Raw genomic sequence first — 21545 nt, forward strand, 5'->3', positions numbered from 1 at the left:
AACTACCTCCGTGTAGCCGCCAGTTGGCGCGCCGGAAGACATAAGCCCACCTCACGGCCGCCTCGACCACCGGGCCTGAGCAGACCCGGATCCGACAGATCCACTGCGCACGATTTGGACGCCATGAGCAACCGACGCAAGACACCGCTGCCGCCCCTCCCGACCTCCACGCCGGTGAACGACACCTCGCACCTCAAGCAGGAGCGGGCGATCCAGACCCGCAGAACGATCCTGCACGCGGCGGCCTCGGTCTTCGCCGACACCGGCTTCCCCGCCGTCACCATCAAGGACGTGGCGGACAAGGCGGAGATGACCAAGGGAGCCGTGTACTTCCACTTCGCCAACAAGGAGGCGATCGCCGCCGCCGTGGCGGACGAGTTCTACCGCCGTCTGAACGAGATCATCGCGCCAGTCCTGGAGGACGACCAGTCCTCCCCCGCGACGGTGGTCAACGTCCTGCTCGCGGTGGCCCGCGGCTTCCGCGACGACGACTACATCAAGGCGGGCTCACGGCTGCAGATCGAGCGCCCGTACATCAAGAGCGAGATGCCGATCCCCTACGTGGGCTTCACAGACCTGCTCACCGAGCTGCTGGAGAGCTGCCGCAAGGCGGGGAACCTGCCCGACCACGTCGACCCCGGCGCACTCGCCCGCGTCCTGCGCGCCGCGCTCTTCGGGGCGCAGCACATCTCCTGGGTGCAGGCGGACCGCCAGGACGTCGTCGACCGGGTGCAGGAGATCATCGACGCCATCCTGCCGCTGCGCTGAGAGCGCCGGGTCAGTCGAGGAACGCCGCCTCGATCCAGCGGCGCACTCCTCGCGGCCGCATGCGGTGCAGCGCGCCGACCGTGTCGGCCACCTGCTGCGATCCGCCGACGGCGAGGAACTTCTCGCGCACCATCTCCGAGTGGCGCGCGCGAGTGTCGGGGCCCGCGGCGCCGACCGGGATCAGGCGCCCGCGGGTCACCGTCCGCCCGTCGGTCAGGCGTACGGTGACACGGGCGCCGGTGGCCTTCGTCGAGCGGGAGAAGTCCTGGCCCGCCGCGCCGAGGCTGCCGACGAGGTCCACCAGCTCGTCGCCGCCGAAGCCGCGCAGCCACGGCACGGCGTCCGGACCCGCCTCGCGCACGGCCTCGCCGAACGGGGCGTCGGAGAGGAAGAGCTCCCGGGTCATGCCGGTGTCGTGCTCCAGGCGGACCCGGCGGGCCAGCTCCCAGCGGTCCGGGTCGTCGAGGCGCGGCGAGGAGAAGTCGTCCACGGAGAACTCGCCGGTCATCAGGGTGGTGGCGACCGGGTAGGGGACGTCGAGGACGAGGGCGCCGAGCGGTGATCCCGGCCCGTTGACGTACTGGGCGGCCCGCTCGCCGGCGAACAGCGTGTACAGCGACGCCTCGACGACGATCTCCGCCACGTCCTGCGGGCGGAGCGGACCCGTCGCGCGGTGTATCTCCGCGGCGCAGTCCACCGCGGCGTCGATGCCGGGGCCGCCGGGGTGCATCTTGAAGGAGAGGGTGTCGGTGTGCCAGCGGCTGCCGAGGCCCTTGGCGACGGCCTGCGGGAGCGGGACGGTGGCGAAGCGGGCCAGGAAGCCGTCCTGGTGCTCGATGATGTCGGGGGCGCCGCGCAGCCCTGCCGCCGCCGCGTCACAGGCGTCCATGGCGGTGCGTACGGGCGTGAAGGTGTTGAAGAGACGGGCGTCGCTGGCCAGGAAGGCGCGCATCAGCGGCCAGTTGGGCATGGCGAAGGCCAGGCCGAAGGCGTTCTCCCACAGGTGGGCCGGGGCCCGGTCGGCGTGCAGCCGGCCCGCGACGGCCCCCGCGAGGTGGGTGTGGACGGCGCTCTGGCCGCGCAGCGGTCCCAGGGTCGCCGACGCGGTGATGCGCGCCGCGCACTCGTTGGCGGCGACGACGGCGGTCAGCAGGGAGAGCCCGTCGAGCTTGCGGGCGTAGGCGAAGGCGAGGGGCACCGCGACGGTCGAGTTGGAGAGGTGTCCGGCGTACGCGGTGTCGTCGAGGTTGAGCCAGGAGCCGAGGGCGGCGAAGACGCCGGCGGCCGTCCTGGGGTCGCGCTGCATGGGGTGGCCGAAGGCGGCCACGAGCTTGCGGCCGAGGGGGTGGGCGAGGCCCGCCCTGATGGAGGCGATCTGCGAGAGGACCTGGCTCGCGGCGAGCTTCAGGACCCGGCAGGGAACGTCCCTGGGGCGCAGTCTCGCCGCCCACGTGGACAGTTCGCGCAGCGGTGTGTCCGCGGTGGCGCGCGGGCCCGTGGAGCGTGGCGGCTCCCACTGCTCGCACAGCGTCCGGGCCACGCGTTCGGCCAGTACAGCCGACATGTGACGCCCTGCCTTTCCGTGCTGGTACGGACCGGAGCGGCGGTACGCCGTCGGCGCACCGCCGCTCCGGGTGATCAGGCCGCGGGGACCTTGTCGAGGAAGCCGTAGACGCCCTTGATGCGGCCGTCGTCGGCGGTGACCGCGACGTCGAAGCCGATGGCGATCGGCTCGCTGCCGGGCTCGGTCACCAGGCCCCACTGGAAGCGGGCGATGTTGTGGTGGGTGTCCACGGTGCCGATCAGTTCGAAGCTGAGGCCCTTGAACTGGTCGCGGGCGCCCGCGATGACGGCGCCGATGCCCTCGTGGCCCTCGACCGCGGCGAGCGGGTCGATGTACGGGGCGTCCGCCGTGAACAGCTCGGCGATGGCCGCCGAGCGCTTGTCGGCGTCCGCCTCGTTCCAGATGGCGAGGTAGCGGGTGACGGTGTTGTTCAGGTCGCTCATGGAGGTCTCCTTGGTCGAGAGCGTCGTACGGGAGCAAGAGATGGTCAGATGGGGTCCGTCGGGGCCCAGGTGGCCAGGGCGCCGGGCAGGACCTCGAAGGTGGCCGAGGAGCCGATGGTGTGCTGGTACTCGCCGTCGTGCTCCAGCGGCAGGCGCTTGCCGTCGGTGCGTTCGACCGTGATGGTGCGCCCGCGCGCGTACACGGTCGCCGGATGGTTCATGTGGTCGGCGCGCAGGGTCAGTCCGGGCACCTCGGTGGCGGCGACACCGCCGCCGATGACGCAGACGTCGAGCAGCCCGTCGTCGAGCAGCGACTCGGGCAGGACGAGGAAGCGGCCGCCCCGGTAGGGGCCGCCCCCGACGTTGGCGAGGACGGTCGGGCCCTCGTGCACGACCCGTCCGTCGACGACGACCCGGCCCGGGTAGGGGGCGTAGTCCGCGGCGGTGTCGGCGAACGCCTTGGCGTACCGCTCGCGGCCCTTGAGCGGGCTGTCCGCCGCGGTGATGAGCGCGTCGGCGATCACCCCGCTGCAGGAGCCGAGGAAGACGCAGTTGCGGGTCTCGGCGAGCAGCGCCAGGTCCAGCTCGCGCAGCCGCGCGCTGCCGCCGGCGCGGGAGTCGGCGAGCACCGCCTTGAGGGCCTCGCTCCAGGGCCGCTCGCCCCAGAGCATCTTGTACGCGGAGTTCCCCGTGCCACCGGGCACGATCATGAGCGCGGCGCGTCCGGCGGCCGTGTGGAGGCCCTGGACGACCTCGCGCACGGTGCCGTCGCCGCCGATGGCGACGACGAGGTCGGGCGCCCCCTCGGCCCGTTCGAGGGCGCGGCGCACGGAGGCGGTCGCGTCACCCTGGGCGGTGGTGAGGTGGAGCTCGGTGTGCGGGAGGTGGGCGGAGCACAGCTCCCGCACCTCGCGCACGAGGGCCGGGCTGTGGCTGCCGGATGCGGGATTGGCTATGACCAGGGCCCTGGTGGGGCCCGCGGCGTCGCTGCTGTCGGCCATGTCGGGCGTACTCCTTGCTCTGGTAGCACCTGGCTCTGGTAGCACCTGCGAACGACTCTCGCACCCGGCGCTGACACGGTTCTGACGCGTCTCTGACGGCCCCTACCAGGTGACGAACAGGGCGTTCAGGCCGTAGTTGATGGTGTTCTCGCGGAACGAGACGGCGCCGGGGACTTCGGCGACGCGAAGCCCGGGGAAGCGGCCGAAGAGGGCGCGCAGGGCGACCTCCAGCTCCATGCGGGCGAGCGAGGCGCCGGGGCACAGGTGCGGGCCGTGGCCGAAGGCGATGTGCCGGCTCGCGTCCCTGCTCAGGTCGAGGCGGTCGCCGTCGGGGAAGACCGTCTCGTCGTGGTTGGCGCTGGGGTAGGCCAGGATCACCCCGTCGCCGGGTGCGACGCGGGCGCCGCCGATCTCCGCCTCGGCCACGGCGACCCGGACCTGGTTGTCCTGGGTGATGGACCAGTAGCGCAGCAGCTCCTCGACGGCCGGGGCGAACCGTGCGGGCTCGCGCAGCAGCAGGGCCGTCTGCTCGGGTTCGCGCAGCAGGCTCAGGACGCTGAGGCTGAGCTGGTGGGCGGTCGTCTCGTGGCCCGCGACGAGGAAGAGGCGGGCCATCGCCACCAGGTCGTCGTGGGAGAGCAGGCCGGTGGCCACGTACTGCGTCGCGAGCCGGCTGAGCAGGTCGTGTCCCGGCTCGCGGCGCTTGCGCTCGATCAGCCCGTCCAGGTACCGCGTCATCTCCACGAAGGCCGCGTAGATCTGCTCCGGCGTGGCGTCCTGGGAGAGGACGGCCTGGCTCAGCTCGGTGAAGTCGCACTCGTCGGCCTCGGGCACGCCCAGCATGCGGGCGATGACCAGGGAGGGCAGCCTGACCGAGAAGTGCTCCACCAGGTCGACGGGGCGCGGGCCGCGCGCCAGTTCGTCGACGAGCCGGTCCACCAGGAGCTCCACCGAGGGGCGCAGGGCGCGCGTGCGGCGGGCCGTGAACTCGGTCATCGCCATGCGGCGCAGCCGCCCGTGCTCCGCGCCGTCCATGCGCGTGAACGACATGACCCGCGGCGCGGGCGGCAGTTGTATGCGCACCGGGAAGCCGGGGAGCGTGTCGTCGGAGCTGAAGCGCGGGTCGGTGAGGACGGCGCGGACATCCGCGTGGCGCGTCACCAGCCATGCCTCGCCTGTCCTGATCCTTACCTTCACCGGCGCTCCCCCGCGGAGGTCGGCATAGGCGTCCGGCGGCGAGTACGGGCAGGTGCGCGGCATGGGCCACGCGGCGAGCCGCTCGTCGACCGCTGGTGCGACAGGAGTGATCGTCATGAAGTTTCCCCCTGAGTCGTGGCTGATTCCTTTCCGTCATGCTGTCCGAAAGGTCTGACTCGACTCTGACGTCCGACTGATTTGTCAACACCCTTTTTTGGCCGAATGTTTGCATCCGTTTCCGGCCCCGGAAACACGTGAACGGCGGGTGCCGCGGAGCGTGTTTCGCTCCGCGGCACCCGCCGCTTCGAGAGTGCCCCCGCGGGGGCGGTGCTCAGACCTTCGACGCCTTGCGGGGCAGCAGCTGCACGAGCAGCGCCACCAGGACGCAGACGCCGGCCTGGACGTACAGGCTCAGCATGAACCCGTCGCCGTAGCCCTGCGCGGACGGGTGCTCCCCCGCCTCGCCGAAGAAGACGACGCCGATCACCGCGATGCCCAGGACGTTGCCCATCTCCTGTCCCGTGGAGAAGACCCCGGAGGCCGCGGCGGCGTGCTCGGGCGCCACGCTCTCCAGGACCAGCGAGGTGAGCGGGGCGACGACCAGGCCCATGCCGAAGCCGCAGACCACCATCACGGGGACGCACCAGCCGACCGAGCCCGTGGTGCCGAGCTGCGACGCGGTCTGCGCGAAGGCGACGTCGCCCGCGGCCACCACCATGGCGCCCAGCGTCAGCGCCTGCCGCCCCAGCCGCGCGGCGAACTTCGGCGCCATCGCGGAGGCCACGAAGAAGCCGAGCCCCAGCGGCACGAAGAGCAGTCCCGACTCCAGGGCGGAGGCGCCGCGCCCCTGCTGGAGGTAGAGCGCGAGGACCAGGAAGAAGGACGCCATCACCGAGAAGTAGACGAGGATCGCGACCGACCCGACGCTGAAGGCGCGGTCACGGAAGAGGGACGGGCTCACGAGCGGCGACTTCCCGCGCGCCGCCAGCCGCCGCTGGCTCGCCCAGAAGGCGCCGAGCAGCGGCACCGCCGCCGCCATGCAGAACCACGTCCAGACCGGCCAGTCCTCCTCGCGGCCGATGACGAGCGGCAGCACCACGGCCGTGAGCCCGGCGGTGACCAGGACGACACCGGTCCAGTCGAGCCCGGTGCGCCCCTCCGCCCTCGACTCCGGCACCAGCTTCGGGGTCAGCACGAGGACGAGCACCCCGATCGGCACGTTGATCAGGAAGATCGAGCGCCAGTCCGAGCCGAACAGGTCGGCCTGGATCAGCAGGCCGCCGATGAGCTGCCCGAAGACCGCCGCCGCGCCGAGCGCGATGCCGTAGGCGTTGAACGCCACGGTCCGGTGCTTGCCGGAGTACGCCGTCGTCAGGATGCCGAGCACCTGCGGGATCACCAGCGCGGCGGCCGCGCCCTGGACACCGCGGGCGATGATCAGCTCGGTCATGTTCTGGGCGAGGCCGCAGGCCAGCGAGGCGACCGTGAAGAGGGCCACGCCGGCCGAGTAGACCTTGCGCCTGCCGTAGAGGTCGCCGAGCCGGCCGCCCGTGATGAGCAGGGCGGCCAGGCCGATGGTGAAGGTGACGGCGATCAGCTGGATCTCCGCCGCCGTGGCGTGCATGTTCGTCTGCAGCGACGGGATCGCCACGTTGACGATGAAGAAGTCGAGGTTGGTGATGAAGAGGCCGGCCAGGACGACCAGGAGCGCCCCGTACGAGGGCTTGGCCGCCGCGGGCCCTTCCGGTGGCGGCGCAGCCTCTGGCGCGACGGCACGCTCGATGTCCGCGCTCGTGATTTCCGCTTCGGTGGTCATGACCGACCCTTCCTGAGTCGTACCCCGTGGAACCGGCCGCTCCCCCATCGGGCGGCCGGGTGGCTCAGCGAGCGGCGACGGCGACGAGCCGCTGAAGCCGCTGCGCGAAGTGCGTGGTGACCGCCTCCGCGTGGCTGTCGATGTAGAAGTGGCCGCCCGGGTACTCGCTGTGGCCCAGGTAGTCCGGGCTGCGCTCCGCCCAGTGCGACATGGCGTCCGGGTGCTCCTGGAGCGGGTCGGACTTGCCGCCGTAGGAGACCAGCGGGCAGGCGGTGCCCGCGCCGTCGTCGACGTACTGGGCGGCGACCCGCAGGTCGGCGCGGAGCGCGGGGACGACGAGGGCGAGCATCTCGGGGTTGTCGTAGACCTCCGCCGGGAACGAGCCCAGCTTCTTGATCCACTCGATCAGCTCGGGGTCGGGCATCCGGCTCTGCTCCTCCGTCGGCTGGAAGAAGCCCTCCGGGGACCAGCCCGACATGCCGACGAGGACCGGCGAGGGGCCCGGCTCCGCCTCCATGCGGATGGCGAGGCGGAACGCGAGCTGCGCGCCGAGGCAGTGCCCGAAGAACGCGAAGGGCCGCTCGTCCAGGTCGTCGAGGACCGCCTCGTGCAGCGCGTCGAGCAGCGGGTCCCAGTCCTCGTACGTCTCCTCGTCGCGGCGGTTGTGGCGGCCCGGCAGGGTCACCGCCTGCGGGGCGATGTCCGCGGGCAGCAGCCGCTCCCAGTCGCGGTAGATGATGGCGCCGCTGCCGGCGTGCGGCAGCATGAAGAGCCGTACGGAGGCGTCAGGGGACGGCTCGACCGGCTGGAACCACTGCCCGGCGCTCGACATGTCCTGGCCCAGGGCGGCGACGGTGGCGGTCGCGGTGGCGTTGCTCACGACTGTGCACTCCTTGCGTTCGTCTGCTCGGCGATGGCGCGTACCGCGGGCAGCAGCACCTCCGCGATCTCCTTCAACTGCGGCTCCGGGTCGAGCGATCCGACCCGGATGACCAGGTGCTTCGCGCCCGCGCGCACATAGGCGCCGAGCCATTCGGCGCAACTCTCCGCGCTGCCCCAGCCGTAGGCCTGGATGGCCGACATCTGCTCCAGGGAGCGCCCGTAGTAGTGCTCGATGTAGTGCTCCAGCTCGGCCTTGGCCGCCGCCTCGTCGCGGTTGACGGTGACCGTCGCGTACAGCGCGGGGGTCACCGCGTCGGGGGCGCGGCCCGCCTCCTGGGCCAGCTCGGCGATGCGGGCGCGGGCCCTGCCGTACGCCTCCGCATCGGGCAGGAACGGCAGCCAGCCGTCGTACTTCGTGGCGACCCTGGCGAGCACCTTGGGGGTGTCGCTGCCGGCCAGCCAGAGCGGCGGGCCGCCGGGGGTGGCCGGCTTCGGCAGCCGCTCAAGGCGTTCGGCCTGCCAGAACTTCCCCTCGAAGTCCGAGGGCCTGCCCTCCTCGCCGGAGCGCCAGGCGGTGCGCCACAGCGCGGCGATCTCGTCGAGCCGCCCGACCCGGCCCGCGAAGGACGCCCCCACCGAGGCGAACTCCTCCTCCGTCTCCGGCATCGGGAAGCCGGAGCCGAGGCCGAGGACGAGCCGGTCGGCGGCCACGTGGTCCAGGCTGGCGATCATGTTGGCGCCGATCAGCGGGTGGCGCAGGGCGGGGGTGAGCGCCGCCGTGCCGACCGAGATCCGGGTCGTGGCGGCGGCCGCCGCGGAGAGCACCACGAGCGGGTCGAGGCGCGGCCGTGCGGTGAGCGAGTCGCCCGCCCACAGCGAGTCGAAGCCGAGGGCCTCGGCCTGCCGCGCGAAGTCGAGCAGCGGGGCGGCCGCGTAGGTGCCGTTGATGGCCTGCTCCCGGGTGGGCAGCAGGACGCCGATGCGTAAGGGCCCGGCCGTTGACTGCATGGGGTACTCCGTTTCGTCGGGCGGGGTGGGTGTCCGGTGGGTGCGGTACGGAGGTGGAGCGGTACGGGTGTGCGGTACGGAGGGTGGCTCAGGTGTGCTGCGGCTGCTGGGCCGCCCGTGCCGACGCGGGGCGCTGGGCGGGCAGCGGGAGCCGGGCGGGGGTCCCCGCGGACGCGGCGGTGAGCTGCTCGCGCACCGCGCGGCGCAGGATCTTCCCCGAGGGGTTGCGCGGCAGGTCGTCGGCGAAGTGGAAGGCGCCCGGGATCTTGTAGTCGGCGAGCCTGCCGCGCAGCGCGAGCAGCAGTTCGCGGGGCTTGACCATGGCGCCGGGCCGCAGGACGACGACGGCGTGCACCGCCTCGCCCCAGCGCGCGTCGGGCAGGCCGACCACGGCGGCGTCGGAGACGGCGGGGTGCGCCGCGAGGGCCTTCTCGACCTCCGCGGGGTAGATGTTCTGGCCCGCGACGATGATCGTGTCGTTCATGCGGTCCCGCAGGTACACGTAGCCGTCCTCGTCGAGGTAGCCGGCGTCGCCCATGTGCAGCCACTCCCCCACCATCGTGCGCTCGGTGGCCTCGGGGAGGTTCCAGTAGCCGAGCATCTTCGAGGGGGCGCGGACGCATATCTGGCCCGTCTCGCCCGGCGGCAGCGTCTCGCCGTCGGGGCCGATGACCTTCACCTCGTTGCCGGGGCAGGGCCTGCCGACCGAGCGCAGCAGGCCGGTGCCGGGGCGGTGGGCCTCGGGCGGCAGGCACACCGCGACGCTGCCGGTCTCGGTGCTCGCGTAGATCTGCGCGAACTCGCAGCCGAACACCTCCAGGCAGCGGGTCAGGAGCGTCTCCGACATCGGCGCGGCGCCGTAGGTGATCTTGCGCATGGAGGCGAACGCCTCGGGGCCCGCGCCGCGTTCGGCCATCATCATCTGGAGCATGGCGGGCGCCGCGAAGGTGATGGTCACCCGGTGCTCGCGGATCAGGCGCACGGCCTCCTGCGGGATGAACTGCGGCATCACCACACTGGTCGCGCCCGCGTTGAAGGTGTGCATGAACCAGCCGATGCCGGCGATGCCGAAGCCCGGCAGGGAGATCAGGCTGACGTCGTCCGGCAGCCAGTCGATCCAGTCCACGCCGTGCTGCCGCATCGCGGCGGGCAGTGTGAAGAAGCTCCGGTGGGGCAGGACCGCGCCCTTGGGCAGGCCGGTGGTGCCGCTGGTGTAGATCTGCACCACCGCGTCGTCGGGACCGGTGCCCGGCTCCAGGTCGGTGGTGGGGTGGTTGGCGTACCAGGCGGGCAGGCCCGTGCCGCGCGCCGGTTCGCCCTCGCTGTCGGTGCCGTCGACGCGGACGACGGTGCGCAGCCCCGGCAGGTGCGGCTTCACGCGGTCCGCGGTGTCCCAGAACTCGTCGTCCACGAAGAGGAGCACGGCGCCCGAGTCGCGCAGGATGTGGTCCACCTCGGCGCGGGTGAGCCGCCAGTTGACGGGGACGAGGACGGCGCCGGCCTTCGCGCAGGCGAGGATCGTGAGGTAGTAGTTCTCCGACTCGCGGCCCAGGTAGGCGACGCGGTCGCCGGTGCCGATCCCCGCGTCGCGCAGGGCGTGGGCCGCCCGGTTGCTGTCCCTGTGCAGCTTCGCGTACGTGGTGGTGCGGCCCTCGCAGACGATCGCCGCGTGCTCCGCGCGGCCCCCGGCGTGGGCCCGGGAGCTGCGCGTCAGCGTCCAGTCTCTGGTGGTGTGGTCTTCCACTGTGGTCTCCCCGCTGCCTTGGACATCTCGGTGGGTGTCGTGAGGTGAGTGGATGTCGTGGGGGTGGTGTTGAGGTCGGTCCGCCGCCCGGCGGCGGTCGGGGGGCTGCCCCCCTAGCCGCCGCCGGGCGGGTGTTCAGGGGTGCTGCCGCTCCGCCGGGGCCAGGCGGCCGTCGAGGAACTCGGTGAGCCTGCGGACCGTGGGGTGGTCGAAGGTCAGCGAGGCCGGGAGCGGCAGCCGGAACAGCGCCTCCAGGCCGCCCTTGACGGTCTGGGCCATCAGCGAGTCGAGGCCGAGCGAGACGAACTCGGCGTTCTGGTCGAGGTCGTCGCCGTCGTCCATGTGCAGGGCCGCCGCGACCTGTTCGCGCACCTTCGTGGCGATCAGCGCGGTCCGCTCCGGCTTCGGCAGGGCCGCGAGCGCGCCCAGGTCGACGCCGGTGCCGTCCGCGTCCGCCTGGTCCTGCCGGGCGAGCCGGTCGTAGAAGGCGTCGTCGACGCCGCCGCCCGACACGTAGCGCGCCCAGTCGAACTCGCCGACCACGCGGCGGCTGCCGGGCCGCTGCCAGAGCCCGGCCAGGGTGTCCAGGGCCCTGGTCGGCGAGAAGAAGCGGACGCCGCTGCGGTCGATCTCCGCCGCGAGCTGGTCGTCGAGGCGGGCCGACATGCCGACCCGCGCCCACGCGCCCCAGTTGACCGAGAGGCCGGGCAGTCCCCTGAGGCCGCGCCATTCGGCGAGGCTGTCGAGGCCGGCGCTGGCGGCGGCGTAGTGGCCCTGGGTGGCGCCGCCGAGCACGGAGGCGATCGAGGAGTACGTGACGAAGAACTCCAGCTCGGGGAAGGACCGTTCGGCCGCCTCGTGGAGCAGCCAGCCGCCGTACGCCTTCGGCGCGAGCTGGGCGTCGACGGACTCCCACGTCAGCTCGGCGATGAGGCGCTTGTCGAAGGAGCCGGCCGCGTGCACGACGCCGCCCACCGGGTGCGGTCCCGCCGCCAGTTCGTCGGCGAGGCGCCGCACGTCCCGCGCGTCGCTCACGTCCGCCCGCACGATGGCGACCTCGGCCCGCTCGGCCAGTTCGGCGAGGACAGCCGCGGCCTCCTCGGTGGCCTTGCCGCCGCGGCTGACCAGGGTCAGGTGCCGGGCGCCCAGGGAGACCAGCTTGCGGGCGGTGACCAGGCCGAGGCCGCCGAGACCGCCGGTGACGAGGTAGGTGCGGTCCGGGCGGACGCGGGCCGGGGCGGGCTCGGTCTCCGGGCCGCCCGGCACGTCCACCCACACCTCGGTGCCGGTGTCGGCCGCGGCGGTGCGCAGCGCCTCGCCGATCTCGTCGAGGCGGAACGCGGTGGCGCCGGCGCGCTCCCTGCCGCCCGCGGCGCCGGGGGCGAGCGCCACGGCGGACGCGGGCACGGTCAGGGTGGCGCGCAGGGCGCCGTCATGGCGTACGTAGACCTCGTCGCCCGCGGTGAAGGCCGCCTCGGCGCCCGCCGCGAGGACGGTCCCCGCGGCCAGCGAGCCGAGGACCGGGCCGCTGGCGCCGGACTCCTCGCCCTCCAGGGCGGTACGCGCGTCCGCCGCGGTCAGGGCGACCGAGGCGACCCGCACCTGGACCTCGCCGGCCGCGGGTGCGCGGTCCTCGACGGGCGCGAGGGAGAGGTCGGAGAGGTCGCCGGAGCCGGGGGTGTGCAGGGCGAAGCCGCCGGGCCAGGTGCGGGTGGCGTCGCCGGGCAGCAGCCTGCGGACGTAGCGCCCGCCCGTGCGGTGCGCGACCTGGTACTCCCCGGCCGCCTCGGCGCGGCACTCGTCGAACAGGGCCGTCAGACCGCTGCCCGGCTCCACGTCGACCAGCGTCGTGCGGTACTGCGGGGACTCGGTGAGCAGGACGCGGCCGAAGCCCCAGAGGGTGGCGGCGGCGAGGTGGGAGCCGTCGCCGGGCCGGTCGCCCGGCAGCCGCTGGGCGCCCTCGGTGACCAGCCAGAGCCTCGGCGGGCGCTGCTGCGCGGCGGCGTCGAGGACGGTGACGAGACCGAGCAGCTCCCGGTAGTTGCGTTCGCACTCGGCGCGCATCAGCTCGGCGGACATGGCGCCCGGCTCGGGCCGCCAGACCCAGCAGACGTCGGTGACGGAGGTGTCGTCCAGGGCGTCCTTGAGCGCGGCGAGGTCGGCGACGGGCGTGACCCGGAGCCGTTCGTCACCGGTGTCGTTCGCGCCGAGGAGCAGCGCGTGCCGGGGCGTGGTGCCGTCCAGGGCGGGCAGCGCGCGGCGCACCCACTCCGGGCGGTGCAGGAACTGCCGCCGGCCGGCCGGGCCCTCGGGGCGGGCGAGGGTGACCCCGCCGAGTTCGAGCACGGGGTGGCCGCCCTCGGTGAGGAGGATGTCGGCGACGCGCCGGTCCTGTTCCGTGCGGACGCGGGCGACGACGCGCAGCCGCTTGCCGCGGGGCTTCTTGAAGTGCCGTACGGAGGCGATCTCCCTGGCGTGGAAGACCGGGCCCTCCGGGTCGAGGGCGACGGCGGCCTGGAGCGCGGCCTCGACCAGCTCGGCGGGGACCTGCTGGACGGCGGTGGTGCCCCCGCACTCCAGGTCGCCCGAGACGACGCCGTCCTGGTGGCGGGCGGCGCCGAGCAGGACCCTGGCGCGCGGGCCGTGCGGGCGGCCGACGGAGGCGAGGTCGGTGTAGAGGTCCTCGGCGTCGCTCTCCAGCGTGGCGGCTTCGGGGGCGAGGCCGGTGAGGCCCGGCTCGTCCTGGTCGGGGGCGGCGGTGAGCACGGCGGTGGCGTGTACGCGCTCCCCCGCCTCGGTGCCCTCGTCGCCCTGGTCGCCCTCGGCGGCGGTGACGACCGTGACCTCGGCGTCGCCGTCCGCCCGCGCGGTGAGCCGGGTGGTCAGCGTGAGGGGGGTCTCGGCGGTCAGGGTGAGCGGTTCGCCGAGCCGCAGTCCGCGGACGGTGGCGCGGGTGTGCCCGTGCACGGCGTCCTGGAGGGCGAGCAGCAGGTCCACATAGGCGCCCGCGGGCAGTGTCGTACGGTCGCCGGCGGCGAAGTCGGCGAGCGCGCCGAGCTCCTCGACGGTGAACTCGGCACTGAACTCCCGTATTCGGCCGCCCTCCTGGAGCTGTGTCTCGGTGCCGAGCAGCGGATGGTGGGCCGCGCCGCCCTGCGCGCCGCCCCTGCGCGGGGTGACGGAGGGCAGCCAGTAGCGCTTGCGCTGGAAGGCGTAGGTCGGCAGGGCCACCTTGGCGGGGACGGCACGGCCCTCGTGGTAGCCGGTCCAGGCGACCGGGAGCCCGGCGGCGTAGTACTCGGCCAGCGCCCGCAGCGTGGTGTCGCCGCCGCGGTCGCGCCGCCGCAGGCTGGCGAGCCACAAGTGGTCCTCGACGGGCAGCGAGCGCTGGGCGAGCGCGGTCAGCGCGGTCGACGGGCCGATCTCGACCAGGGCGTGGCGTCCGCGCCTGGCGACCGCGCGGATGCCGGAGAGGAACTGCACGGGCTCGCCGATGTGGCGCACCCAGTAGTCGGGGGTGCCGATCTCGCGGAAGCGGGCGAGCTTGCCGGTGACGTTGGAGATCAGGCTGATGGCCGGCTCGCGGAAGGTGATGGCGTCCAGGGCGGCGCGGAAGTCGTCGTACACCTCGGCCATCAGCGGCGAGTGGAAGGCGTGGCTGACGGCGAGCCGGTCGACGCGCAGGCCCTTGGCGGCCAGCTCGGCGGTGACCTGGGCGAGCGCTTCGGAGGCTCCGGAGATGACGCACTGGTCGGGGGCGTTGGCCGCGGCGAGGGCGAGGTCCGGGTGCGCTTCGAGGAGCGGCAGGACGTCCTCGGCGGGGGCGGCGACCGCGGCCATGCCGCCCTCGGCGCGCACGGCCTGCATCAGCCGGGCCCGCGCCGCCATCAGCGTCACGGCGTCGGCGAGGCTGAACAGGCCCGCGACGGCGGCGGCCGACGCCTCGCCGATGCTGTGCCCGATCAGCACGTTGGGGCGCACGCCCCAGGACATCCAGAGCTGGGCGAGGGAGTACTCCAGGGTGAACAGGGCGGGCTGGGTGTACTCGGTGCGGTCGATCGCCCCGGGGTCGTCGGCCGTACCGATGACGAGGTCCCGTACGGAGCGGTCGAGGTGGGCCGAGAAGAGGCGGTCGCACGCGTCGACGTGGCGGCGGAAGACCGGGAAGCGCTCGTACAGGGCGGCGCCCATGCCCGCGTACTGCGCGCCCTGGCCGCTGAACATGAAGGCGACCTTGCGGATGCCGGAGGGGCCCTCGTGGTCGCGCTCGGCGGCCCTGTCCAGGAGCCTGGTGAGCGCGGCGCGGTCGGTGACCGGGCCCGCGACGCGGTACGGGTGGTGGGTGCGGGCCACGTTGCCGGTGTAGCAGAGCCCGTCGACCGGCAGCGCGGGGTCGCCGGCGAGGAGCTGCCGGTAGTCGTCCACCTGCTCGCGCAGCGCGGCCGCGGTCTTGGCGGAGAGCGTGAACATCGGGGTCGCGGGGGCTTCCGGCTCCGCGGCGTCCCGGTCCGCCGCGGGGGCGGGCGGCTGTTCGAGGACGACCGCGCCGATGGTGCCCGCGAAGCCGAAGCTGTTGACGACCGCGCGCCTGACCGGCGCCTTCCACGGCTCGCACGCGGTGGGCACCCGCACCGGGTACAGGTCCCACGGGATGCGCCCGGAGGGGGTGTCGAGGTTGAGGTGCGGGTAGATCGTGGCGGAGCGGATCTGCAGGACCGCCTTGATGACGCCGACGATGCCGGAGGCCGGCTCCATGTGGCCCAGGTTGGTCTTCACCGAGCCGACGAGCAGCGGGTCGCTCTTGGTGTGCGAGTCGGCGAAGGTGTCGCCGATGGCGCCGAACTCGATGGGGTCGCCCAGCGGGGTGCCGGTGCCGTGCGCCTCCACGTACTGGATGTCGCCGGGCGTCAGCGCGGCGGCGTCGAGCGCGCTGCGGATGACCTTCTCCTGGGCGGGTCCGTTGGGCACGGTCAGGCCCGCGCTGTCGCCGTCCTGGCCGACGGCGGTGCCCCTGACCAGGGCGAGGACGGTGTCGCCGTCGCGGGTGGCGTCGGAGAGGCGCTTGAGGACGACGATGCCGCAGCCCTCGGCGCGCGCGTAGCCGTCGGCGGACTCGTCGAAGGTCTTGCACCGGCCGTCGGGCGACAGCATCTGCGCGTTGGAGAACATCACGGGGATGCGCGGGTGGTGCAGGGCGTTGACGCCGCCGCAGAGCGCGATGTCGGTCTCGCCGGCGCGCAGCCCCTGCACGGCGACGTGCAGGGCGGCGAGCGAGGACGAGCAGGCCGTGTCGATGCTCATGCTCGGGCCGCGCCAGCCGAGGAAGTAGGAGAGCCGCCCCGAGAGCGGGAACATGGTGATGCCGGAGGCGAGGAGGCCGTCCAGCTCCTCGTAGGGCAGGGAGTCCAGTTCGAGGGCGTAGTCGATGGAGCTGGCCCCGATGTAGACGCCGCCGTTGCCGCGGCGCAGCGGCGCCGGGTCGATGTTGGCGTGCTCAAGGGCCTGCCAGGCGGTCTCCAGGAGCATCCGCTGCTGGGGGTCCATGTACTGCGCTTCCTTCGGGGAGATGTTGAAGAAAGACGCGTCGAACCGGTCTATGCGGTCGAGGAATCCACCGGACGTGGTGTGAATCTTCCCCTTGTCGTCCGGGCTCTGCGGCGTGAAGGCGTCGACGTCCCACCGGTCGCCCGGAATGGGCCCGATGCCGGAACGCCCCTCGCGCAGGAAGGTGTCGAATTCGTCCAGCGAATTGCTGCCGCCGGGGAATCGCAGGCCAACGCCGACGATCGCTATCGGCTCGGGCGCCCGGCCGGACACCTGGTTCTTCTCTGATTCCTCGTGCGGCATTCCGCGTCTCCTTCTGTCCGGGTCCCTGGGGATCAGGCGGTGCCGGGTATCGCGCCGGCCGTGCGGTGGGACGGGTCGGACACCGCGTCGACGAGGTGGTCGATGAGGCGGCCGACCGTGGGCTCGTTGAAGAGCACGTTCGCGTTGATCGAGACGGCGAGGACGTCTTCCAGGATCTGCCGCATCTCGGTGAGCTTCAGCGAGGTGAGGCCGAGGTCGAAGTAGCTGACGTCGAGCGGCAGGTCCTCGGTCTCGTCCATGAGCAGGCTCTCCCTGAACTTGGCGACGAGGAGCTGCTCCATTTCCTCGGCCAGTTCGGCCCGCGGAAGTTCGCGGAATTGCTGAAGTGTCATGTGTAGGGGAGACATGCGGCCATGGAAGCAATGACCCCTGACGCCCCACTGACGTCGCGCGCGTACCCCTCGCGCCCGTCACTCACTCTTCGGCGCGGCGACCGGACACACGGTTGGCTCAATAGATTCGCCATTCCCGCGATCAGCACCGCGTCAGCGCCGAGTCAGATACTGCTGCCACGATCGAGATGCTTCGCCAAAGAGCTCACCAGATCGGAATCCACTCGGAGATACCCCACCCGAAAGGCTGGATATGCTGCGCGGCGCCATACAGGAGGAAAGTGCTCCGGCACATTCCGACCTCAAGAGCTATGACCTCTACATCGCGGGCAAGGATGTCGCCGGTGACGGGTGGGTCTACACCGTCAGCGGACGCTCGCTCCTCGAAGACGTCTTCACCAGCGTGAGCCTCAAGCGCACGCTGGAGCAGGACCCCGAATCCGACGCGGCCAACCACCCGTACGTGGTGGGACGGTGCGCGATCGCCGACGACTCCGCCATCGACCTCGCGACCCAGGCCGCCGCGGCGGCGGCCCAGGAGTGGGCGGCCGTCCCGCAGGAGCGGCGGATGCGCCTCGGCACCCGCTTCCGCGAGGAACTGCTCAAGCACCAGGACGAGTTCCTCGACATGCTGGTCGCCGAGTCCCACCCCGTGAAGCTGGCCCGCTGGGAGCTGAGCTGCCTCCTGCAGATCTACGCCCCCGGCAGCCTGCGCTGGTACACCAAGCAGATGCGGGTCGAGAAGGAGTACGGCGGCCGCAAGCTGATCCTGCAGCGCCAGCCCGACGGCGTGGTCGCCTTCAACCCGCCGCAGAACGCCCCGCTGCCCAGCGCCGCGCTCTCCGTGCTCGCCCTGATGGCCGGCAACGCCGTGGTGGTCCGGGCCCCGCGCAGCATCGCGCTCTCCACGATGTGGCTGCTGCGTGACATCGTTGCCCCGATCCTGGAGGAGCTCGACGCCCCGCCCGGCGTCCTGAACGCGGTGTGCTCCAACCCGAAGCAGACCATGGACCGCTGGGTCGCCGACCCGCTGATCAACGACATCTTCTACATCGGCGGCAGCCAGGAGGGCCTGCGCTTCGAGCAGGCCTGCGTCGCCAACGGCAAGAAGCCCATCCTCGAACTCGCCGGCAACGACGGCATCGTGGTGTGGAAGGACGCCGACGTGAAGTGGGCCGCGGAGGCCATCACGGAGTCCTTCTTCGGCTCCGGCCAGATCTGCATGGTCCCCAACTACGTCCTGGTCCACCCCGACGTCGCCGACGCGCTCATCGCCGAGGTCAAGGAGCAGGTCAAGACCGTCAAGCCGGGCTACCCCGAGGAGGAGGACGTGCTCCTCTCCCCGGTGCGCCGCAGCGAGCGCTTCTTCCGCCTCCTGCGCCAGGCCCTGGACAACGGCGCCGAGCTGGTCACCGGCGGCAACCGCACCGAGCTGGACGGCACCCCCTCGGAGACGGGCGTCTTCCTCCAGCCCACCGTCGTCCGCGTGGACGGCCTCGACCGGGCCCGCACCTACGACGTGGTGCGCGAGGAGACCTTCTTCCCGCTGATCCCCGTCATCGTGCCGGAGGCCGGCAACGACGACGCGCTCCTGGAGGACTTCCTCCAGTTCGTGAACTCCAACGAGTACGGGCTGCGCAACTCCCTCTGGTCGCGCTCCGACCACGTCATCGACACCTTCGTGCGCCGCGTCGTCAACGGCGGGCTGCTGAAGGTCAACGACTCCCACATCGGCTTCCTGCCGTACCTGCCGAGCCACGGCGGCACCGGGCGCACCGGCGGCGCCTTCGGCGAGGCCAACTACCCGATGCTCAAGACCTCCCACGTGCAGGGCGTCAGCATCGCACGCGACGTCAGCCCCTACGACGCGGTCTTCGGCGCCTTCGACGACTGACCAGCCCCTTCCCCCCCCCCTCTCCTCCGGAGGTTCTGACGTGCGTTCCCTCGATGCCGCTCGGGCCGTCTCCGAGCGCTTCCACCCCGGCCTGCTCAAGGAACTGGAAGAAATCCCCTACGCCGAGCGGGAGAAACCCGGCAGCCCCATCATCGACCTCTTCCGCATCCACGGCGGGGTCGGCCTGCTGATACCCGAGGAGTACGGCGGCCACGGCGCGGCACCGCTGGACGCGCTGCACACCCAGTTCGCCATCGGCTCCCTCTCGCCGTCCCTCGCCGCGGCCGTCTCCATGCACCACTTCACCGTCGCGATGCTGTACTCCCTGGCCACCGCCGACGGCCGGCTCACCGACGCGCAGAGCGACCTGCTGCGCCGCGTCGTGCCCGACCAGCGGGTCATGGCCTCCGGCTGGGCCGAGGGCCGCACCGAGCAGAACATCCTCACCCCCTCGGTGACCGCGCGCCCCGTCGAGGGCGGCTACCTGCTCTCCGGCTCCAAGAAGCCGTGCAGCCTCGCCTACTCGATGAGCCTGCTCACCGCGAGCATCGCCATCCACGGCCTGGAGGGCGACCCCGAGCTGGCGCTCGCCCTGGTCCCCGCCGGCGCCCCCGGCCTGTCCGTGCACTCCTTCTGGGGCAACGAACTGCTCGCGGGCGCCGAGAGCGACGAGGTCCGCCTGGAGGACGTCTTCGTACCCAAGGACATGGTCGTCCGGGCGGGCGCCGACGACCCGCGCCGCCTGGACGACCTCCAGACCGCCGGGTTCGTCTGGTTCGAGATGCTCATCACCGCCGGCTACCTGGGGGCCGCCGCCGCCCTGGTCGAGCAGGTGCAGGAGCGCGAGCGCGGCTCGGTGCAGGAGCGCGCGGCGCTCGGCGTCGAGCTGGAGGCCGCGCTGTCGCTGCTCGAAGGAGTGGCCCGCGCGATCGGCCCCGAGCCGGGCGACGAGGCGTCGGTGGCCCGGGTGCTCGTGGCCCGCTACGCCGTGCAGAACGCGCTGCCGCGCATCACCTCGCAGTCCCTCGAACTCCTCGGCGGCCTGGACTTCATCCGCTCGTCCAGCCACTCCCTCGCGGCGGCCGCGTCGGGCGCCATCGCCTTCCACCCGCCCGGCCGCGGCGCCGCCGCCGAGCCGCTCCTGCGCTACTTCGACGGCGGCCCGCTGGTCCTCGCCTGACCCGCAGCCCCGATCCGCACCGCTTCCTTGGAGTGAGAAAACCGTGACCGTAATCCAGGAGAACCCGGCGACCGCGGCGACCGCGGCCGACACCGAGGCGGAGGTCCTCGGCCTGTACCGGGCCCATCTGAGCAAGGGCAGGGCCACCCTCGCCGAGCTGTTCGGCAGCCACATGGAGGTCGCCTCCGAGGGCGCCTGGCTCACCACCAGCGACGGCGAGCGCTTCCTGAACGCGGGCGGCTACGGCGTGTTCATCATGGGCGCCCGCCACCCCATCGTGATGGAGGAGATCGAGCGCCAGCTCCGCACCCACCCCACCGCGACCCGCATCCTCCTCGAACCGACGGTGGCCCGCGCCGCCGAGGCCCTGGTCTCCGTCATGCCGGAGGGGCTGAACCGCGTGCACTTCGGCCTCTCGGGCGCCGAGGCCGTGGAGACGGGCCTGAAGCTGGCCCGCGCCGGCGGCTTCAAGCGGACCGTGTCCATGACCGGCGGCTACCACGGCAAGACGCTCGGCGCCCTGTCCGCCACCGCGAAGGAGGTCTACCAGAAGCCGTTCAGGCCGCTGGTCCCCGACTTCCACCACCTGCCCTTCGGCGACGCCGACGCCCTTGAGGCGGAGCTCGCCGCCCACCCCGGCGAGGTCTGCGTCATCCTGGAGCCCGTCCAGGGCGAGGGCGGCGTCATCATCCCGCCCAAGGGCTATCTGAAGCGCGTCGAGGAACTGGTCCGCGAGCACGACGGCTTCCTGATCCTCGACGAGATCCAGTCCGGCTTCGGCCGCCTCGGCGAGTGGTGGGGCGCCGACTTCGAGGACGTACGGCCCGACGTGCTGCTCGCGGGCAAGGCCCTCGGCGGCGGTGTGCTCCCGGTCTCCGCGGCCGTCGCCACCCGCAAGGCGTTCCGCCCCTTCGACAAGGACCCCTACGTCCACACCGCCACCTTCTCGGGGCAGCCCGTCCTGATGGCCGCGGTGCAGGGCGCCGTGCGGGCCATGAAGGAGGAGCGCCTGGTGACCCGGGCCACCGACCTGGGCGCCGCCCTCCTGCCGCGGATCGCCGAGATCGCGTACCGCAACATCCCCGAACTCGTCGTGGACGTGCGCGGCCAGGGCCTGCTGATCGGCGTGGAGCTCGTCGAGGCCGGACTCGCCGGCGAACTCCTGATCGAGCTCTTCAACCACGGGGTGGTCGCGAACCACTCCATGAACGGCAGCTCGGTGGTGCGGTTCACGCCGCCCGCCGTCCTGAGCGACACCGACGTGGAGTTCCTCCTCAACTCCTTCGACCTGGCCACGCGCGACCTCGTGCGGGGCGCGGCCACCATGCCGAAAGGCGGCAACTGATCGTGCGACACGTTGAACTGGAAGCTGTGGTCCCCGCGGAGCAGATGGCGACGGTCTTCGACGCCGTGCGGCGCTGGGAGAAGTACCCCGACCTGGCCCCGCACGTGAACTCCACCACCGTGCACGCCACCTACCCCGAGGCGAACTGCAGTTCCGACTGGGAGCTGCACTTCCGCTCCGGTCTGCTGCGCTGGACCGAGGACGACGTCTTCCTGCCGGAGCAGGGCGAGATCCGCTTCGAGCAGAGCGACGGCGACTTCGACTCGTTCGTGGGCACCTGGGCGCTCACGCAGACCGGCGACGACGTCGCCGTCCGCTTCGACGCCGACTTCGACTTCGGCATCCCGAGCCTCGAAGGCATCCTCGACCCGATCGCCGAGCGGGTCATCAAGGAGACCGTCGCCTGGTCGCTGACCGGTCTGTTCCCCGCGACGCGCGTCACGGGCGGCATAGAGCTCTCCCAGCCCGCCGCCGTCGGCGCCTGAGAACCCCGCCAGGAGCTG

Annotated in this window: 15 protein-coding genes; 5 read left to right on the plus strand and 10 right to left on the minus strand. The window is 72.6% G+C overall.

Translation table 11 applies throughout. The annotated features are described in order from the left end of the window. The first annotated feature begins 123 nt into the window (after positions 1 to 123). Entirely contained in the window at positions 124 to 768 is a 645-nt protein-coding gene (locus AB0I16_RS27810) for a ScbR family autoregulator-binding transcription factor (protein WP_363252345.1), read from the plus strand. Between the two features lie 10 nt (positions 769 to 778). Here AB0I16_RS27810 and AB0I16_RS27815 read toward each other — a convergent pair whose 3' ends face one another. From AB0I16_RS27815 to AB0I16_RS27860, 10 genes are all read right to left on the minus strand, one after another. Continuing rightward, positions 779 to 2332 carry an MmgE/PrpD family protein gene (locus AB0I16_RS27815; RefSeq protein WP_363252346.1) on the minus strand — a complete coding sequence of 518 codons (1554 nt, stop codon included), beginning with the start codon at positions 2330 to 2332 and terminating at the stop codon, positions 779 to 781. Positions 2333 to 2406: 74 nt separating this feature from the next. Next, positions 2407 to 2775 carry a nuclear transport factor 2 family protein gene (locus AB0I16_RS27820; RefSeq protein ID WP_363252347.1) on the minus strand — a complete coding sequence of 123 codons (369 nt, stop codon included), beginning with the start codon at positions 2773 to 2775 and terminating at the stop codon, positions 2407 to 2409. Positions 2776 to 2819: 44 nt separating this feature from the next. Then, positions 2820 to 3776, minus strand: coding sequence for a diacylglycerol kinase family protein (locus AB0I16_RS27825; protein ID WP_363252349.1), 957 nt, complete (start codon positions 3774 to 3776; stop codon positions 2820 to 2822). A 102-nt stretch (positions 3777 to 3878) separates the two neighbouring features. Next, positions 3879 to 5090, minus strand: coding sequence for a cytochrome P450 (locus AB0I16_RS27830; RefSeq protein ID WP_363252350.1), 1212 nt, complete (start codon positions 5088 to 5090; stop codon positions 3879 to 3881). 214 nt (positions 5091 to 5304) lie between these two features. Further along, positions 5305 to 6789, minus strand: a complete 1485-nt coding sequence (locus AB0I16_RS27835; RefSeq protein WP_363252351.1) for an MFS transporter — start codon at positions 6787 to 6789, stop codon at positions 5305 to 5307. 64 nt (positions 6790 to 6853) lie between these two features. After that, complete coding sequence (locus tag AB0I16_RS27840) at positions 6854 to 7621, minus strand: alpha/beta fold hydrolase (protein ID WP_363252373.1); 768 nt, start codon at positions 7619 to 7621, stop codon at positions 6854 to 6856. 44 nt (positions 7622 to 7665) lie between these two features. Beyond that, positions 7666 to 8679, minus strand: a complete 1014-nt coding sequence (locus tag AB0I16_RS27845) for an LLM class flavin-dependent oxidoreductase (protein WP_363252352.1) — start codon at positions 8677 to 8679, stop codon at positions 7666 to 7668. 88 nt (positions 8680 to 8767) lie between these two features. Beyond that, entirely contained in the window at positions 8768 to 10423 is a 1656-nt protein-coding gene (locus AB0I16_RS27850; RefSeq protein WP_363252353.1) for a fatty acid--CoA ligase, read from the minus strand. 135 nt (positions 10424 to 10558) lie between these two features. Beyond that, the gene (locus AB0I16_RS27855; RefSeq protein WP_363252354.1) at positions 10559 to 16270 is read right to left on the minus strand and encodes an SDR family oxidoreductase; all 5712 of its coding nucleotides are present in this window, start codon (positions 16268 to 16270) and stop codon (positions 10559 to 10561) included. Positions 16271 to 16302: 32 nt separating this feature from the next. Further along, positions 16303 to 16623: an acyl carrier protein gene (locus AB0I16_RS27860; protein ID WP_363252355.1), complete on the minus strand. Its 321-nt coding sequence runs from the start codon at positions 16621 to 16623 to the stop codon at positions 16303 to 16305. A gap of 253 nt (positions 16624 to 16876) precedes the next feature. Here AB0I16_RS27860 and AB0I16_RS27865 point away from each other — a divergent pair, with 253 nt between their 5' ends. The 4 genes from AB0I16_RS27865 to AB0I16_RS27880 are packed head-to-tail and all read left to right on the plus strand — an operon-like array spanning position 16877 to position 21527. Beyond that, the gene (locus tag AB0I16_RS27865) at positions 16877 to 18517 is read left to right on the plus strand and encodes an aldehyde dehydrogenase family protein (protein ID WP_363252356.1); all 1641 of its coding nucleotides are present in this window, start codon (positions 16877 to 16879) and stop codon (positions 18515 to 18517) included. A gap of 40 nt (positions 18518 to 18557) precedes the next feature. Continuing rightward, positions 18558 to 19697, plus strand: a complete 1140-nt coding sequence (locus AB0I16_RS27870) for an acyl-CoA dehydrogenase family protein (RefSeq protein WP_363252357.1) — start codon at positions 18558 to 18560, stop codon at positions 19695 to 19697. A gap of 43 nt (positions 19698 to 19740) precedes the next feature. Further along, positions 19741 to 21042, plus strand: coding sequence for an aspartate aminotransferase family protein (locus AB0I16_RS27875; RefSeq protein ID WP_363252358.1), 1302 nt, complete (start codon positions 19741 to 19743; stop codon positions 21040 to 21042). Positions 21043 to 21044: 2 nt separating this feature from the next. After that, positions 21045 to 21527: an SRPBCC family protein gene (locus AB0I16_RS27880; protein WP_363252359.1), complete on the plus strand. Its 483-nt coding sequence runs from the start codon at positions 21045 to 21047 to the stop codon at positions 21525 to 21527. The last annotated feature ends 18 nt before the right edge of the window (positions 21528 to 21545 follow it).

Source organism: Streptomyces sp. NPDC050703 (assembly GCF_040654435.1).
In the GTDB taxonomy this organism is placed as follows: Bacteria; Actinomycetota; Actinomycetes; order Streptomycetales; family Streptomycetaceae; genus Streptomyces.